Source organism: Streptomyces cupreus (assembly GCF_014257025.1).
In the GTDB taxonomy this organism is placed as follows: Bacteria; Actinomycetota; Actinomycetes; order Streptomycetales; family Streptomycetaceae; genus Streptomyces; species Streptomyces cupreus.
Window position 1 is genome coordinate 213,584 of the sequence record NZ_JACMSF010000003.1, and the last position, 16,884, is coordinate 230,467.

Annotated in this window: 12 protein-coding genes; 6 read left to right on the forward strand and 6 right to left on the reverse strand. The window is 69.2% G+C overall.

From position 1 onward, the window contains the following. Positions 1-5: 5 nt before the first annotated feature. The 3 genes from msrA to H4N64_RS04350 all read right to left on the reverse strand — a co-directional run bounded on the left by msrA (position 6) and on the right by H4N64_RS04350 (position 3,910). Entirely contained in the window at positions 6-518 is a 513-nt protein-coding gene (msrA, locus tag H4N64_RS04340; protein ID WP_186280747.1) for a peptide-methionine (S)-S-oxide reductase MsrA, read from the reverse strand. Between the two features lie 84 nt (positions 519-602). Then, complete coding sequence (locus H4N64_RS04345) at positions 603-3,545, reverse strand: caspase, EACC1-associated type (protein ID WP_186280748.1); 2,943 nt, start codon at positions 3,543-3,545, stop codon at positions 603-605. Beyond that, positions 3,545-3,910: an effector-associated constant component EACC1 gene (locus tag H4N64_RS04350; protein ID WP_186280749.1), complete on the reverse strand. Its 366-nt coding sequence runs from the start codon at positions 3,908-3,910 to the stop codon at positions 3,545-3,547. The genes H4N64_RS04345 and H4N64_RS04350 overlap by 1 nt, the downstream gene beginning before the upstream one ends. Positions 3,911-4,047: 137 nt before the next feature. Between H4N64_RS04350 and H4N64_RS04355 the strand changes: the two genes are divergently transcribed. Beyond that, the gene (locus tag H4N64_RS04355) at positions 4,048-5,286 is read left to right on the forward strand and encodes a WD40 repeat domain-containing protein (protein WP_336246629.1); all 1,239 of its coding nucleotides are present in this window, start codon (positions 4,048-4,050) and stop codon (positions 5,284-5,286) included. Between the two features lie 49 nt (positions 5,287-5,335). After that, positions 5,336-6,430 (forward strand): serine hydrolase domain-containing protein, encoded by a 1,095-nt coding sequence (locus H4N64_RS04360; RefSeq protein ID WP_186280750.1) that lies wholly within the window; start codon positions 5,336-5,338, stop codon positions 6,428-6,430. Between the two features lie 301 nt (positions 6,431-6,731). On the opposite strand, the gene H4N64_RS04365 is transcribed toward H4N64_RS04360, so the two are convergent. Continuing rightward, a complete protein-coding gene (locus H4N64_RS04365) occupies positions 6,732-7,775 on the reverse strand; it encodes an NAD(P)-dependent alcohol dehydrogenase (RefSeq protein WP_186280751.1) in 1,044 nt (347 codons plus the stop codon). Positions 7,776-7,943: 168 nt separating this feature from the next. Here H4N64_RS04365 and H4N64_RS04370 point away from each other — a divergent pair, with 168 nt between their 5' ends. Next, positions 7,944-8,858, forward strand: coding sequence for a helix-turn-helix domain-containing protein (locus H4N64_RS04370; protein ID WP_186280752.1), 915 nt, complete (start codon positions 7,944-7,946; stop codon positions 8,856-8,858). Here the strand turns inward: H4N64_RS04370 and H4N64_RS04375 are convergent. After that, on the reverse strand, positions 8,849-9,628 hold the full coding sequence (locus H4N64_RS04375) for a group II truncated hemoglobin (protein WP_186280753.1): 780 nt from the start codon (positions 9,626-9,628) through the stop codon (positions 8,849-8,851). The two genes, H4N64_RS04370 and H4N64_RS04375, sit on opposite strands and share 10 nt — an antisense overlap. Before the next feature lie 191 nt (positions 9,629-9,819). Between H4N64_RS04375 and H4N64_RS04380 the strand changes: the two genes are divergently transcribed. From H4N64_RS04380 to H4N64_RS04390, 3 genes are all read left to right on the forward strand, one after another. Further along, positions 9,820-11,274 (forward strand): ABC transporter permease, encoded by a 1,455-nt coding sequence (locus H4N64_RS04380; RefSeq protein ID WP_186280754.1) that lies wholly within the window; start codon positions 9,820-9,822, stop codon positions 11,272-11,274. Between the two features lie 47 nt (positions 11,275-11,321). Then, on the forward strand, positions 11,322-12,005 hold the full coding sequence (locus tag H4N64_RS04385; protein ID WP_186280755.1) for an ABC transporter ATP-binding protein: 684 nt from the start codon (positions 11,322-11,324) through the stop codon (positions 12,003-12,005). Positions 12,006-12,224: 219 nt separating this feature from the next. Then, positions 12,225-15,458 (forward strand): S8 family peptidase, encoded by a 3,234-nt coding sequence (locus tag H4N64_RS04390; RefSeq protein WP_222108548.1) that lies wholly within the window; start codon positions 12,225-12,227, stop codon positions 15,456-15,458. A 73-nt stretch (positions 15,459-15,531) separates the two neighbouring features. Here H4N64_RS04390 and H4N64_RS04395 read toward each other — a convergent pair whose 3' ends face one another. Beyond that, positions 15,532-16,800 (reverse strand): L,D-transpeptidase, encoded by a 1,269-nt coding sequence (locus H4N64_RS04395; RefSeq protein ID WP_186280756.1) that lies wholly within the window; start codon positions 16,798-16,800, stop codon positions 15,532-15,534. Between the last annotated feature and the right edge of the window lie 84 nt (positions 16,801-16,884).

The window sequence follows — 16,884 nt, forward strand, 5'->3', positions numbered from 1 at the left end:
GGCGGTCAGTCCTCCGCGCGGGCGGGCAGCCGCCATCCCGGGCGCGGGAAGTGGCAGGTGTAGCCGTTCGGGTAGCGCTGGAGGTAGTCCTGGTGTTCCGGCTCGGCCTCCCAGAAGGGGCCGACCGGCTCCACCTCGGTGACGACCTTGCCGGGCCACAGTCCGGAGGCGTCCACATCCGCGATCGTGTCCTCGGCGATCCGCTTCTGCTCGTCGTCCACGTAGTAGATCGCCGAGCGGTAGCTGAGGCCGATGTCGTTGCCCTGGCGGTTCTTGGTGCTCGGGTCGTGGATCTGGAAGAAGAACTCCAGGATCGCGCGGTAGTCGGTCTTCTCGGGGTCGAAAAGGATCTCGATGGCCTCCGCGTGCGTGCCATGGTTGCGGTACGTCGCGTTCGGCACGTCACCGCCCGTGTATCCGACGCGCGTCGACGTCACACCCGGAAGCCGACGGATCAGCTCCTCCATCCCCCAGAAGCACCCACCGGCCAGCACGGCCCTCTGCGTCTGCGCAGCCATTACGGCCCCTCCAATGTCGGTCAGCTCGGTCACTGTCCTCAACGCGCGAGGGTTCCATGCGATTCCGTGCCCGCGCGGCCGGGGCTATCGCTCGTCGAGGGCCCGCCGGCAGATGTCGGCCCATTCGGCGATGCCCACCTCGGCGTAGAGATCTCGTGCCGTACGGAACGCCTCGGCGGCTTCCGCGTCCCGTTGGCATGCTCGGTGGCTGTCGCCGAGGCCTTTGATGGCGTTGGCCTGGCCGAGGCGGTCGCCGGTCGTCCGGCAGATGGTCAGGGCGTCCTCGAAGGCGGCGGCGGCCTCCACGTACCTGCCCTGCACCTGGTGGATGTCGCCGAGGCGTTGGATGGCACTGCCCTCGCCGATACGGTCGCCGATCGTCCGGTAGATCGTCAGGGCGTCCTCGAAGGCGGCGGCGGCCTCCACGTACCTGCCCTGCACCTGGTGGATGTCGCCGAGGCCTTTGGTGGCGTTGGCCTGGCCGAGGCGGTCGCCGATGGTCCGGAAGATGGTCAGGGCGTTCTGGTAGTTGGTGGTGGCGCCCTCGTGCCGGCCCCGCATGCGGTGGATGTCGCCGAGGCTTTTGATCGTGTTCGCCTGGCCGAGGCTGTTGCCGACGGACCGGTAGAGGGCCAGAGCGTCCTGGTAGGCCGTGGCAGCTTCCTCGTACCGGCCCTGTATGCGGTGAATGTCACCGGCTCCCTTGATGGCGTTGGCCTGGCCGACGCGATCACCCATGGACTGGAAAAGGCGCAGGGAATCCTGGTAGGCCCTGGCGGATTGCTCGTACCGGCCCTGCGCCTGGTGGATGTCGCCGAGGCCTTTGGTGGCGTTGGCCTGGCCGAGTTGGCTGCCGATGGTCCGGTAGATGTTCAGGGCGTTCCGATAGGCGGCGGTGGCGTCCTCGAACCGGCCCTGCATTCGGTGGATCTCGCCGAGGCGTTCGGTTGCGTCGGCATGGTCCAGGGACTCGGCGGGCGTGTTGTTCAGGACGGTTTGGATGAGCTCCTGGGCTTCGATGTAGCGGTTGTCCAGTAAGAGCGATCTGGCGACTGCTTGCAGGAAACCGGCCGTCCGCGGCCGGCTGCCCGCGCCCGCGACGCGCGCCGCGGTCTGGAGTTCCGGGGTATGTGCGTCGAGCCACGCGCGTGCGCTGCGCGCGTCCCGCTCGTCGTGGGACACGCTGCTGTCCAGGGCTTTCCGGGCTCGCTGGAGCTCCGAGTGCAGGTGCTGGTACAGCCGCTGTCTGCTGGCCTCTTCCCCCTCCGGGGAGGAGTGGAGGGCGGCCGTTCGGCGGGCGTAGGTGAGGCTGCTGTCGTGGAGGCTGTAGCGGGTGTTCTTGCGGATCAGGAGTTGTTCGATCTCGGTGAGGCGGACCTCCACCTCGTGTTCGGGGCGCCCGGCCATCGCGGCGAGAGAGTCGGGCGCGAAGTCGGGGCCCGGGTGCCAGGCGCACTGGTGGATCAGGTTGCGCAGGTCGGTGTCGAGGGCGCTGTAGGCGCTGTCGAAGGCGGCGCGTTCGGCGGCGTCGAGGCTGGGGAAGGCGGTGTAGCGGTCGGGTCCGGCCAGCGCGGCGAGGATGGCGGCGGGGGAGGCTCCGCGCAGCAGGCGGGTGCCGATGGGGCCCAGGGCCAGGGCGCTGCCGTTGATGCGTGCGGCGATCCGGTCGAGATCCTCGGTGTCCTGCGGGACGCCCATCTTGTGCCAGACGGTGACGCATTGCTCGGTCGGCAGCGGGGGCAGTGCGCACCGCCAATGGGCGTTCAGGTCGAGGAGTTCGGAGCGGCTGGAGACCATGGCCGCGCTCGGTGATCCGGCGGGCGGCAGGAGCGGGGCCAGTTGTGCGGCGTCGCGGGCGTTGTCCAGCAGGAGCAGTACGGGGTGCTGTTTGAGGAACAGTCGCCAGGTCTCGGTGCGTGCCGTCAGGTCCGTGGGGACGCGTTCGGGGCCGTAGCCCATGTGGTGCAGTTGCTCGGCGATGACCATGTGCGGGTCACGGGGCTTCTCGGCGGGGGTCCAGCCGCGCAGGTCGATCTCCAGGCAGCCGGCCGGGTAGACGGAGGCCAGGCGGGCGGCTGCCGCTCGGAGCAGCTCCGTTTTGCCCTGGCCGCCGCGTCCGTGCACGACACACACCGCGCCCGACTGCCCCGCCTCCTGTGCCAGTGCGGCAAGCTCGTCCTCGCGGCCGGTGAAGTACCGGGTGGCCGCATAGGCGGTGACCGGTGCGACGGGCGGCGAGGGCCGCGGGGACGCCGCCCGGGGATCGCGGGCCCTGTTGGCGGCGAGGGGGATGCGGTGGCCGCCGTCCCGGGTGCTCATCCGCGGTGTCGGCACCCGATGGCCGTCCACGGTACGGCCCTTCAGCCGCTCGCACAGGGCCTCGTAGACGTCGGCCATGGTCAGCAGGGAGAGGTGCTCACCGCGCCGGCCGTCGGAGAGTGCCCCGGTCAGGCCGTCGCGCAGGAGCAGGACCAGTTCCCGGGTGAAGACGCTGCCGTCGGGCAGGCACAGCGACCGCTCGGTCTCCGCCGACGAGGTCAGCACGCAGGCGCCCTCGATCTCGAAGTCCGGTGCCGCCGGGCTGTGTTCCTGACCGCTCATGTGCAGGGCGGCCCCGCTGAAGCAGCAGTCGACGATCACGACACGGTGCCGGGCCGTGGAGGCGGCCACGATCGCCCGGATCTCGTCGTAGGGGACCGAGTGGTGCGGGCGGTCCGGGCGGGAGGCCTGGGTCGCCAGCAGCAGGGCGCGCCCGTCCCGGCCGAAGTGCCCGTGCCCCGCGTAGTACACCAGCAGCAGTCCCCGCGCGTGGTCCGCCGCGTCCTGCACGGCGTCCAGCAGAGCCGTCGGCGTGCTGTTGGCGGGCACCGCCACACAGTGCTCGCCTGCGAACCCGCCCGCCTCCCGCGCGGTCAGCAGGTCCCGCAGGGCGGGCACGTTGTGGCGTACGCCGTCCAGGGCGGGCAGGTGCTGGTAGGCGTGGACCCCGAACAGCACCGCGCGGGAGCCGGACTGCTCGACCGCCATCAGCAGGACCCGTCGCCCGCACCGTCCCCGTCATCGTTCAGGCGCCGCAGCAACTCGGCGAGCTCCTGCGCCGAGAGGTGGCCGATGTCGACGGTGCTGTCGCCGTGCACCAGCGTCCTCGCTCCGTCGGCCGCCCCGGCAAGAGACGGCCGGGTGGTGCGCCACGTCGCATACGCCACCGCGAAGTTCGCGATGCTGGTGGCGTTGGAGAGGATCACATCGAGCGCTTCGAGCACCCCCATCGTCGGCCCGTCACCGGTCACCGACTCGACCGGCAGCCCCGTTGTCCCCGGATCACGCCCCAGCCAGGAACGAAGTTCCGTCAGTGCCCGCTCATCACCCTCGGCCAGCACCTGGATGTGCATGCCCCACCGCCCCCGACGTACGCCATCTCCCTGCAAGCTGGACCCAGAGTAGTCGCGGCATGGCTCTCGGAAGCAGGTCTTGCCTCATCAAGTGGGGCCATGGAGATGGGCAGTCGGAGGATCAGTACGGTGGCCCGGTGACTGTTGCCAAAACCATGGCACGCGCGCGTGGGGCGTGTGCTGAGCGGCTGGTGTGCCATCCGCGACTTCCCCTCGTCGCCGCACTGGATTCGCTACGGCCGGCTGTCCACGTCTGGGATCACTCCTCGGGGCAGCTGAGCGAACTCGCGACTGTCGGCGCCGACTCGGCCGTCTACGGCGATGCCCTGGGCTGGGAGCGGTGGCAGCGGACGCCTGCCGTTGCCTGGCATCCGGAGCAGCCGCTGCTCGTGGTGGCGGGCGAGGAGGAGACGGTCCGGTGGACTCCTGAGGGGTGCGCCGTACTGGAGGGCCTTCCGTCCGCCGCCGGCTACCGCGGTCTCGCGTTCAGCCCGGACGGCCGGACGTTGTGGGCATCCCCGTCGTCGGGTGAGGACGACGACGCCTGGGAGCGTTCCGACGTCATCGACCTCGCCTCGGGCGCCGTGCGCACCGGGCCGCCATGGGACACCGGGGTCGCGGAGCATCCCGGCGGGGGGCTGGTCGTCACGCTCCACAGCAACCAAGGCGCGACGCTCGGTCTCTTCGCGCGGGTCGACGGCGGAACCGCGCCCGCTGCGATGCGGGTGCTGCGCCGAGCGCTGATCCTTGACGTCGACGGCTACGAGACGCCCGTGTTCAGCGCGGACGGACGCCACCTCGCGATCCGCGGCAACGCGTACGACAACACCCTGTACGTATTCGAATTCCCGTCACTTCACCGCGTTCTGGCGACCACCTTCGGCGAACCCAGCCCGGGTTACCCGTACCCGCCGGAGTGGCTCGCCCAGATGCACGCCTGGTCGCGGCACAACATCGCGTTCGGCGGCCGGCCCGGCGTGCTCTGGATCGGCACGCCGAACGGGACGCTCATCGAGCTCGACGTCGACAATCAGCAGGCGGTCGAGCACGACCTCCTCGACGGCTCCCGGGTGACGGCGCTGGCCGCGACCGCGACGGGCGAGCTCCTCGTCGCCGGCGGTGAAGGCGATCTCGTGCTGCTGTCCGTGGGCAGCGCCGAGGCCCGTCCCCAGAACGGCGACGCGGTCACGGCCTTCCTCGACTCCACCTCCGAAGTCCCCGAGGACGGCGACCTGGAGGAACACCTCGTCGTCACCGACGGGGCCCGGGCCTGGGAGCCGGACGACCTGGCCACGGTGGACACCGCGACCGAGGCAGACCCGACCTGGTTGCAGTTGCAGTCGGCGATCAACAACGCGCGTGAACAGGAGAGGTGACACCGGAATTCGGTTGCGCCCGGTGACACGGGGCGGGCTTGATGGCCGTATGGCCGACATTCAGGGCTCGTACGACGATCTGTTCACCGCCGTGCCCAACGCACTCGCCGATCTGCTCGATCGCGGAGACGTCGGCGGCGCCGTGGCCGTCTTCGTCGACGGCGAGCCCGTGGTCGATGTATGGGGCGGGTTCGCCGACGCCGGGCGGAGCGTTCCCTGGCAGCGGGACACCCTCGTCAACGTCTGGTCCACCACCAAGACCATGACGGCGCTGTGCGCTCTCGTCCTCGCCGACCGCGGCGAGCTCGACGTGGACGCGCCCGTCGTGCGGTACTGGCCGGAGTTCGGGGCCGGCGGCAAGGACAAGGTGCGCGTACGGCACCTGCTGTCGCACACCGCCGGACTGCCCGACTGGGACCCGCCGCTCACCACCGACGAGCTGTACGACTGGGACACCGCCACCGCCCGGCTCGCGGCGCAGGCCCCCCTGTGGGAGCCGGGTTCCGCCGCCGGGTATCACTCGCTGACCCAGGGGTTCCTGGTGGGCGAGGTCGTACGGCGGATCAGCGGGCGCGGCCCGGGCGCGTTCTTCGCGGACGAGGTCGCCGGGCCCCTCGGCGCGGACTTCCACATGGGGCTGCCCGCCGAGCACGACCGACGGGTGGCGCTCACCGTCCCTCCCCCGTCCCAGGGCGACGACTACGCCAGCAGCTCGGAAGCGGACGCCACCGGGGTCCGCGTCCGCGACGGCAACAGCCTCGCCTGGCGCCGCGCCCAGATCCCCGCCGCGAGCGGCTTCGGCAACGCCCGCTCGGTCGCCCTCGTCCAGTCGGCGATGGCCTGCGGAGGCACGGTGAACGGGGTGCGGCTGCTGTCGCGGGCGGGCTGTGACCGGGCGTGGAAGGAGCAGTTCAGCGGCGAGGACCGCGTGCTCGGCATGCCGACCCGATGGGGGCTCGGCTACGGGTTGTTCGGCACGACTTACGGCTGGGGCGGCTGGGGCGGCTCGCTGGTGATGATCGAGCCGGAGACCCGGGCGGTGGTGGCGTACGTGACCAACCAGATGCGCGAACCCGCCGAGGACACCCGAGGTCTTGATCTGGTGATGTCCGCCTACGAGGGAATCCAGGCACTCCAGAAGTGATCACCGCATATCAACAGACACTCCGGGACCGACTGCTCGCGGCCCCGGAGGTCCCCGCGCCCGAACCCTGGCGGCCGGTGTTCCAGCCGATGCCGTACGTCCCCGTCGGAGAGCGCCGTCCCACCGGGCACCGGTCGTCCGGGTCCGGGACGTGCCGTTCTCGTCGACGGCCATGAAGCCGCGGTCGTGGGCGAGCCCTGCCGGGGTCAGCAGCGCCTCGCTGGTGGTGGTCCCCGCGCGAGACACGGTGAGGGCACCGGAGGCGGGGGAACCTCCGGGGCCCTTGGTCGGATGGCCGGGCTCAGATGGTGGCGGTGTCGATCACGAACCGGTACCGGACGTCACTGGCCAGCACCCGCTCGTACGCCTCGTTGATCTCGCTCGCGGCGATCAGCTCGATCTCCGCGCCGAAGCCGTGCCCGGCACAGAAGTCCAGCATCTCCTGGGTCTCGGCGATGCCGCCGATCATGGAGCCGGCGAGGGTCTTGCGGTTGCCGATCACCGAGAAGAGGTTGAGGGAGATCGGCTCCTCGGGGGCACCGACGTTCACCAGGGCGCCGTCGGTCTTCAGCAGCGACAGGTAGGCGCCGAAGTCCAGCGGGGCCGAGACCGTCGAGACGATCAGGTCGAAGGTGCCCGCCAGTTCCTCGAAGGTCTTCGGGTCGCTGGTGGCGTAGTAGTGGTCCGCGCCCAGCTTCAGCCCGTCCTCCTGCTTGCGCAGGGACTGCGACAGGACCGTCACCTCGGCGCCGAGCGCGTGCGCGATCTTGACGCCCATGTGGCCGAGGCCGCCCATGCCGAGGATCGCGACCTTCTTGCCGGGGCCTGCGCCCCAGTGCTTGAGCGGGGAGTACGTGGTGATGCCCGCGCACAGCAGCGGCGCGGCCACGTCCAGGGACAGGCCGTCCGGGATACGGACGGTGTAGTTCTCGTCGACGACGATCTGCTGGGAGTAGCCGCCGTAGGTGGGCTCGCCGTTCTTGTCGAGGGCGTTGTACGTGCCGATCATGCCGCCACCGGTGCAGTACTGCTCAAGACCGGCCTTGCAGTTGTCGCACTCACGGCAGGAGTCGACCATGCAGCCGACGCCCACGCGGTCGCCGACGGCGAACTTGGTGACGCCGGACCCGACCTCGGCGACCACGCCCGCGATCTCATGGCCGGGCACCATCGGGAAGATGGCCTCACCCCAGCCCTCCTGGGCCTGGTGGATGTCCGAGTGGCAGATGCCGGCGAACTTGATGTCGATCAGCACATCGAACTCACCGACGGCACGGCGCTCGATGGTGGTGCGCTCCAGCGGGGCCTTGGCAGAGGGAGCGGCGTACGCGGCGACAGTGGTCATGGGAGTGGTTCTCCTAGAGGTTGCGCGCCCGGCTGCCTTCTGTCCGGACACGTCCACCAGCCTGCCTGGCCCGCAAGCATTCACCCAGGTCACAGCTTTGCGTACGTCTGCTGTTCCTACTACTGACGGGGTCAGGCTGGCGTGCGTACGACCGTGAATACTGGACGTATGGACGAACAGCCCGCAATCCCGCAGGAGCCCGGCGCCGGCCTGGACCGGCGCGCCGAGCTCAGCGAGTTTCTGCGCACCCGGCGTGCCCGGCTGAAGCCGGAGGACGTGGGGCTGCCGGACTTCGGGCGGCACCGCAGGGTGCCGGGGCTCAGGCGCGAGGAGCTGGCGCAGCTGGCCGGGGTGTCCGTGGCGTACTACACCCGGCTCGAGCAGGGCAACGGACGCAATGTGTCGGCGGAGGTGCTGGACTCCATCGCGCGGGCGCTGCGCCTGAGCGACGCCGAGCATGCCCATCTGACGCATCTGGCGAAGCCGAAGCAGCACAAGAAGAAGCCGGCCGAGCGGACCCAGCAGGTGCGCCCGGCGCTACGGCACCTGCTGGACTCGATGGCGGATGTCCCGGCGTACATCACGGGCCGCCGCTCCGACATCCTCGCCTGGAACCGGATGGCCGCGGCCCTCTTCGGCGACTGGGGGCAACTCCCGGCGCAGGAGCGGAACTGGGCGCGGCTGGTGTTCCTCAATCCCGACTACCGCGAGCTGTTCCTGGAGTGGGACCAGAAGGCGTACGACATGGTCAGCTATCTGCGCATGGACGCGGGCTGCCATCCGGACGACCCGAGGCTGTCCGCCCTGGTCGGCGAACTCTCCGTGAAGAGCGAGGAGTTCCGGCGTCTGTGGGCCACGCACGACGTCAAGGAGAAGACCTACGGCGTCAAGCGGCTGCGCCATCCGCTGGTCGGCGAACTGGCCCTCTCCTTCGAGTCGTTCCGGCTGGCCGACGACACCGAGCAGGGCCTGATCACCTACCACGCGGAGCCCGGGTCCCCGTCCGCGGAGGCGCTGCGCCTGCTGGCCAGCTGGGGCACGGACGCGACACGGGCGGGGACCGGGGCCGCCACTCAGCCCTGATACGGCGGCGCCGCCCCCCAGTTCCACCGCGGCACCGGCTGCTCCGCCGGAGGCTGCGCGTCGGGGCCGGAGAAGTAGACCGCCAGGCGCGTGCCCCATTCCACGTAGGCCAGGAACGCCGAGCGGAACTCCGCGTCCGTGGGCAGGCCCGCCTCGTCCGCCGCGTCCTGGATGAGGTTGACCCAGCGGCGCCGCTGGGGCTCGGTGATGGCCAGGCCCATGTGCTTGGCGACCATGTGGCCGTGGCCGCCCTGGGTGTCGGAGTAGGCGGTCGGGCCGCCGAAGACCTCGCCCAGCCAGAGGGCCACATGCTCGACGTGCGCCGGGTCCAGGCCCTCGAACAGCGGGGACAGGAGGTCGTCCTTGACGACCCTGTCGTAGAACGCCGAGGTCAGACGGCTCAGCGCTGCCGCCCCGCCCGCCCATGCGTACAGCGTCGGCACCGCCGCACCCGAGCCGTGCACGCTGGTCGGCTGGTAGTGCCGCATCTCCTCGATGTTGCCGATGTAGGGGCGGATCTCGGCCAGGAAGTCGGGGAACACCTCCGAGGTGCGAAAGCCCTTGATGTGGTCCTCGGTCGAGGTCCAGGTGATACGCAGGACGAAGTGCGCGCTTCCCTCGGCGGACTCTTCGCAGCGCGTGAGTTCGTAGTCCACGCACTGCGGGGCCGCCGCGAGAACGGCCGCGGCGCGGGTGCAGGCGGCCAGGAACTCCGCCGACTGCTGCTCGGGGACGCGGTACCGGACGTATTCCACCGTGTGAGCCGTCATGCGCACACACAAGCACGGAAGCCGGACGGAAGCTGCTCTTCCGGCGCCGCCCGATCCCGTTCAGCGCAGGGCGAAAAACCAGCCATCTGACAGTCCTGTGCGGGCCGGCTCCTGGCTCGCGGACAGCCTTCTCATGCATCTCTTATTTCGGCCTTAACCCTTCATCACACGCCGTGCCTAGCTTGCGGCGCATGTTCTTCACCTACCTGAGGCGCGAGCTGCGCCGCCGCAGAAAGGCGGCCCTCGTCGTCGCCTCCGGCCTCGCGCTGGGCATCGCCCTGGTCATCGTGGTCAACTCCGTGTCCTCGGGCATGGGCAAGGCCCAGGACAAGGTCCTGGAGTCGCTGTACGGGCTCGGCACCGACATGACCGTCACCAAGGCGGCCGCCGCCGAGGGCAGTCAGCAGGAGCGCCCGCGGTTCGAGTTCGACGCGCAGGACAACGACTCCGAGGAGGAGCAGAGCAGCGACCGGGTCATGGTCCAGGGCTTCCAGACGCTGGCGAGCTCGACCGTGGACAAGGTCGGTGCGCAGGACGGTGTCTCGGACGCGGTCGGCGGGCTGAGCCTTCAGGTCATCAAGGTCAGCGGGCAGTTCCGGCGCGGCGAGTTCCAGCAGGAGGGCGACGGCGGCCAGCAGGGCTTGCCCGGCGGCGGGATGCAGTCGCCCGAGGGGCGGGTCGAGGGCGGTGGCGCCGAGTTCGACGTCAACAACTACTCGGTCTACGGCACGGATGTCACCGAGCCCGCGCTGGGTCCGCTGACCTCCTCGAAGATCACCAGTGGCCGTACGTTCAAGTCGTCGGAGACGAACGCGAAGGTGGTCGTCGCCGACGCGTCGTACGCCAAGGAGAAGGAGCTGAAGGTCGGCTCCACGGTCACCGTCAAGGGCACCAAGTTCGAGGTGATCGGCATCGCCACGCCCGAGAGCGGGGACGCGGCGGCCAACCTCTATGTCCCGCTGAAGCAGGCGCAGACACTGAGCGACTCGAAGAACAAGGTCACCACGATCTACGTCAAGGCGACCGACTCGCAGCGGATCGACGCGGTCAAGTCGGCGATCCAGAAGAACATCTCCGGTACGACGGTGACGACTTCGGCGGATCTGGCGGACACGGTGTCGGGGTCGCTGTCGACGGCGTCCGACCTGGCGTCGAGCGTCGGCAAGTGGCTGTCGATCGCGGTGCTGGTGGCGGCGTTCCTGGTGGCCGGGCTGCTGACGTCGTCGGCGGTGTCGCGCCGGGTGCGGGAGTTCGGCACGCTGAAGGCGCTGGGCTGGAAGTCAGGCCGGGTGACCCGGCAGGTCGTCGGTGAGGCGGTCGTGAACGGCCTGGTGGGCGGTGTCCTGGGCATCGCGGTCGGCCTGGCGGGCGCCTACGCGGTGACGGCGATCAGCCCGACGCTGGAGGCACAGCTCGGCTCCACGGGCGGCGGCTTCGGTGGCGGCCCCGGTGGCGGCGGCATGGGCGGCCCCGCGGCCCAACAGGCCTCCAGCGCCCTGGAAGTGGCCCTGACGGCCCCGGTCAGCGCGACGACGATCACCCTGGCGGTGGGCCTGGCGGTGGCCGGCGGCCTGATCGCGGGCGCGTTCGGCGGCTGGCGCGCGTCGAGGCTGCGCCCGGCGGACGCACTGAGGCGAGTCGAGTAGCGACTGCCGCTCCCCCACCCCCGAACCCCACCCAGGAGCCACACCCCATGTACGAACTCAGAAACGTCACCAAGCTCTACACCCGAGGCAAAGAGACCGTTCACGCGCTCGACGGAGTCGATCTCACCATCGCCGACGGCGACCGGCTCGTCATCCAGGGCCCGACCGGCGGCGGCAAGTCCACTCTTCTTCAGATGCTCGGCGGGCTCGACCGGCCGACGTCGGGTGAGGTCGTTCTGGATGGCACGGATCTCGCCAAACTGTCCGAGGCCAAACTGACCGGCGTCCGCAGCGAAAACATCGGCTTCGTCTTCCAGAGTTTCAATCTGATCCCCACGCTCACCGCTCAGGAGAACGTGGAAACCGCCCTGGTACCGCTCGGAGTCAAGGTGAAGGACCGCAGAGAGCGGGCGGCGGAGGCACTGAGGTCCGTGGGCCTCGGCGAGCGCCTCACGCATCTGCCCTCCGAGATGTCCGGAGGTCAGCAGCAGCGCGTCGCCATCGCCCGCGCCCTGGTCAAGCAGCCCAAGGTGCTGCTCGCCGACGAGCCCACCGGCAACCTCGACGAATCGATGCGCGACGAGATCATGGACGTACTCGAACGCATGTGGAAGGAGTTCGGGCTCACTTTCATCATGGTCACGCACGATTCGTCCATTGCGAAGAAGGCCCCGCGCCTCGCGACCATCCGCAAGGGAAAGATCTCCGTCAAGGAAAACGCGGGCTCATAACAGTCCGGTTCTGTCCGTCTCCTGTCTATTGAGGTCGCTGATCACCCCCCGGCATACTTCGTGTTCCGGGGGGTGCACACGTCTGTGCAGGACCACCCCCGGCCGGGTGAACGGGGAATTCGCCTGGTACTTCAGCAAGGGGGAAACTTGCGCAGACAAGTGAAAAGAGCATGCGCGGCCACCGTCGCCACGGCAGCCGCCGTCGCCCTCGCCGCCGGCATGACCAGCCCGGCGTCGGCGAAGCCCGAGCAGCGCGGAAGCGACGCCGCTCAGCTGACGGCCCATCACGCCATCACCCTGATCACGGGTGACCGGGTCACCGTCGACGTCAAGGGCCGGGTGATCGGCCTGCAGCGGGCGGAGGGACGTCAGCACATACCCGTCCAGATCCGCAAGACCGACGGGCACACGCTCGTCATACCCGCCGACGCTGCCCGGCTGATCACCGTCGGCAAGCTCGACCAGCGCCTCTTCGACATCACCGAGCTCAACAAGTCCGCGACCCGCAAGTCGCAGGCCAAGGGCCTGAAGGTGATCGTCGGCTACAAGGGCGCCGCGGCCGGCACCAAGGCCGACGTCCGCGAGGCGGGCGACCTGCGCCGCACCCTGAAGTCCCTGAACGCGGACGCGGTGCAGACGCCGTACACCGAGACGCCGGACCTCTGGGACGCCGTCACCAACGGCGACAAGACCGCCTCCGGTATCGCCCACATCTGGCTCGACGGCACCCGCAAGGCCACGCTCGACAAGTCCGTGGCCCAGATCGGCGCCCCCAAGGCCTGGTCGGCGGGGTACGACGGCAAGGGCGTCAAGATCGCCGTCCTGGACACCGGCGTCGACGCGAACCACCCGGACCTCAAGGACCAGGTGATCGCCTCGAAGAACTTCACCCCGGCCGCGACCGACGAGGACAAGGTCGGCCACGGCACGCATGTCGCGTCCATCGCGGCGGGCACCGGAGCGAAGTCCGGCGGCAAGTACAAGGGCGTGGCGCCGGGCGCCCAGGTCCTGAGCGGCAAGGTCCTCGACGACACCGGCTCCGGCGACGACTCCGGCATCCTCGCCGGCATGGAGTGGGCCGCCGAGCAGGGCGCCCAGGTCGTCAACCTCAGCCTCGGCGGCATGGACACCCCCGAGGTGGACCCGCTGGAGGCGGCGGTCAACAAGCTGTCCGCCGAGAAGGGCATCCTGTTCGCCATCGCGGCTGGCAACTCCGGCCCGGAGTCGGTCGGTTCACCGGGCAGCGCGGACGCCGCGCTCACCGTCGGCGCGGTCGACGACAAGGACAAGCTGGCCGACTTCTCCAGCACCGGCCCGCGACTCGGCGACGGCGCCATCAAGCCGGACGTCACCGCGCCCGGTGTGGACATCACGGCCGCGTCCGCCAAGGGCAGCCTGATCGAGCAGGAGGTCGGCGAGAAGCCGGCCGGGTACCTGACCATCTCGGGTACGTCGATGGCGACGCCGCATGTCGCGGGCGCCGCCGCGATCCTGAAGCAGCAGCACCCGGAGTGGACGTACGCCGAGCTCAAGGGCGCGCTGACCGCGTCCACCAAGGGCGGCAAGTACACGCCGTTCGAGCAGGGTTCGGGCCGGATCCAGGTCGACAAGGCCATCAAGCAGACCCTGGTCGCCGACCCGGTGTCGCTGAGCTTCGGGGTGCAGCAGTGGCCGCACACCGACGACACCCCGGTCACCAAGGAGCTGACGTACCGCAACCTCGGTACGCAGGACGTCACCCTGAAGCTGTCGGCGACCGCCACGAACCCCAAGGGTCAGCCGGCCCCGGCGGGCTTCTTCAAGCTGGGCGCCACCACGGTGACCGTCCCGGCGGGCGGCAAGGCGACCGTCGACGTCACCGTCAACACCAAGCTGGGCGGCACCCTGGACGGCGCCTACTCGGCGTATGTGACGGCGACGGGCGGCGGGCAGAGCGTCCGTACGGCCGCCGCGGTGCAGCGTGAGGTGGAGTCGTACGACGTCACCGTCAAGCACATCGGCAAGGACGGTCAGCCGACCGACGTCTACAACACCGTCCTGCTCGGCTACACGGGCCTGGCCACCAACCGCTCCTACGGGGTTCCGCCGGTCGCCTCCGGCACCACGACGCTGCGGCTGCCCAAGGGCCAGTACCTGCTGGACGCCTGGATCGCCAAGGACTTCAGCAACCTGGAGGGCGGCCTGGACTGGCTGGTCCAGCCGAGGCTGAACGTCACCAAGGACACCTCGGTGACGATCGACGCCCGTAAGACCCAGGCGGCCGACATCACGGTGCCGGACGCCGAGGCCAAGCAGCTCTCGGCGATGATCGGCTACATGTACGACCCGGCGGGCATCGGTATCGGGGTCGGACTCGACTCCTTCGCCAATGTGCGCATGAAGCACCTGGGCGGCGAGGTCTCCGGTCTGCAGCAGACCTGGAGCGGCCAGTGGACCAAGGGTGCGAGCGCCGAGTACGACGTGGCCACCACCGCCAAGGTGAAGAAGATCCAGGGCGACAAGGTCCGCCACTTCAAGGCGAGCGAGCTCGCCACGGTGAAGAACCGCCTCGGCGCCTCCTCCTCCGGCAAGACCGGTGGCGTGGTCTCCTGGGGCATGTTCCCGACGGACGTCGTGATCGGCACGCCGGTCGAGCAGAAGCTGCCGGGCACCCGCACGATGTACGTCTCCACGTCCGACAAGGTCCAGTGGACGTTCGACGTCGAGCAGTACGGCAGCCACACGCCCGAGGGCTTCCCGGTCCCGGACGCCTTCTACACGCTGGGCAACCCGCAGACCTTCAAGGCCGGCCAGAGCTACACGAAGACCTTCAACAACGCGGTCTTCGGTCCGCACATCAACGCGGACTACGGCCTGTTCCGCGAGGGCAACAACATCTACGGGTTCCTGCCGCTGTTCGCCGACGCCGCCAAGCACGCCGGCTCCTCGGACTTCACCTCGGTGAAGACGGAGCTGTACCGCAACGGCACGAAGATCGGTTCCAACGACGACCCGCTGTTCGGTGAGGGCTTGTTCAAGGTCCCGTCCGCCGAGGCCGAGTACAAGCTGACGACCTCGGTGAAGCGGAGCGTCAAGGTCGCCGCCGCCTCCACGCGGATCGACGCGAGCTGGACGTTCAAGTCCAAGAAGTCCTCGGCCGACCAGGTCAAGCTCCCTGCCTCCACGGTCCGCTTCAACGCGAAGACGGGTCTGGACAGCCGGGTCGAGGCCGGTAAGAAGCAGACCTTCCCGGTCAGCGTCGTGGGCGCCGCGGCGGGCAGCAACCTCAAGTCGCTGTCGGTGTGGGTGTCGTACGACTACGGCCAGACCTGGAAGAAGGTCTCCGTCACCAACGGCAAGATCACGGTGAAGAACCCGGAGAAGGGCAAGGCCGTCTCCTTCCACGCGAAGGTCGCCGACAAGAAGGGCAACAAGGCGACCATCTCGATCTACAACGCGTACTACGGCAAGTAACACACAATAAGTGAGCGGCCTCCGGGACTCAGGTCCCGGAGGCCGCTTCGCGTGTGACGAGGGGGGAGGCGGATCAGACCGCCGAGCCCGCCTGCCAGTCCGCCCAGCTCATGTTCCAGCCGTTGAGGCCGTTGTCCGGGGCGACCGTCTTGTCGCCGGTGTTCTGGACGACGACGACGTCACCGACGATCGAGTTGGAGTAGAACCAGTAGCCCGCCGTGCCCTTGTCGTCGGCACCCTTGGTGTCGTTCAGGCCGACGCAGCCGTGGCTGGTGTTGACGTTGCCGAAGACCGAGTCGGCACCCCAGTAGTTGCCGTGGATGAAGGTGCCGGAGCTGGTCAGGCGGATGGCGTGCGGCACGTCCTTGATGTCGTACTCGCCCTTGCCGTCGTCGTCGGTGAAGCCCACGGTCGCGCCGTTCATACGCGTCTCCTTGAACATCTCCGACATCACCATGGTGCCCTCGTAGGTCTTGTTCTCGGGCGAACCTGCGGAGATCGGGATGGTCTTGACGACCTTGCCGTCCTGCGTGACCTTCATCTGCTTGGTGTTGGCGTCGACGTAGGAGACCTGGTTACGGCCGATGGTGAAGGTCACCGTCTTCTGCTGGACGCCGTAGACACCCTCGGAGCCCTCGACACCGTCGAGCGCGAGCTTCAGCGTGACGGTGGAGCCCTCCTGCCAGTACTCGTCCGGCCGGCAGTCCATGCGGGTGTCGTTGAACCAGTGGCAGACGACTTCCTGGCCGCTGCTGGAGGTGACCGTGACGCCCTTCTGGACGTCGGCCTTGTTGCTGATCGCCTTGTCGAAGTTGATCGAGACCGGCATGCCCACGCCGACGGTGGAGCCGTCCTCCGGCGTGAAGTAGCCGAGGAAGCTGTTGTCCGGGGAGACCGTGGAGAACGAGGCGTTCTCATGCGCGACGCGGCCGTCGGCGTCCTTGGCCTCCACCGCGATCTTGTAGGTGGTGGACCGCTCCAGCGGGGCGTTGGGCTTCCAGCTCGTCTTGTCCGCGGATATCGCGCCCTCGACGGCGGCACCGTCGGCGGTGGTCATCGTCACCTCGGTGAGCGTGCCCTTGCTCACGGTGACGGCGGCGGAGTTGTTGATGGAGGCGTTGTCGGTGCCGTCCTTCGGCGTGATCTTGATCTGGGCCTCGGAGGTCTTCTCGGCCGCCGCCTCGTCGACCTTGGCCTGCGAGGTGTCGTTGCCGCCGCTGTCGTTGCCGGAGGCCTCGTCACCGCCGGAGCACGCCGAAAGCACCAGCACACTGCCGAGCAGTGCGGACGCGACCGCGAGGCCCTTGCGCCGCTTACCGACCGTTATCACACGCTTCTCCATCGTTGCCGAATCCCCAGAACCCCGAGAGTCCCCGTCAAGAACCATTAACGCTACGACCGGTTCGTCCCGTTCCACATCCCTTGG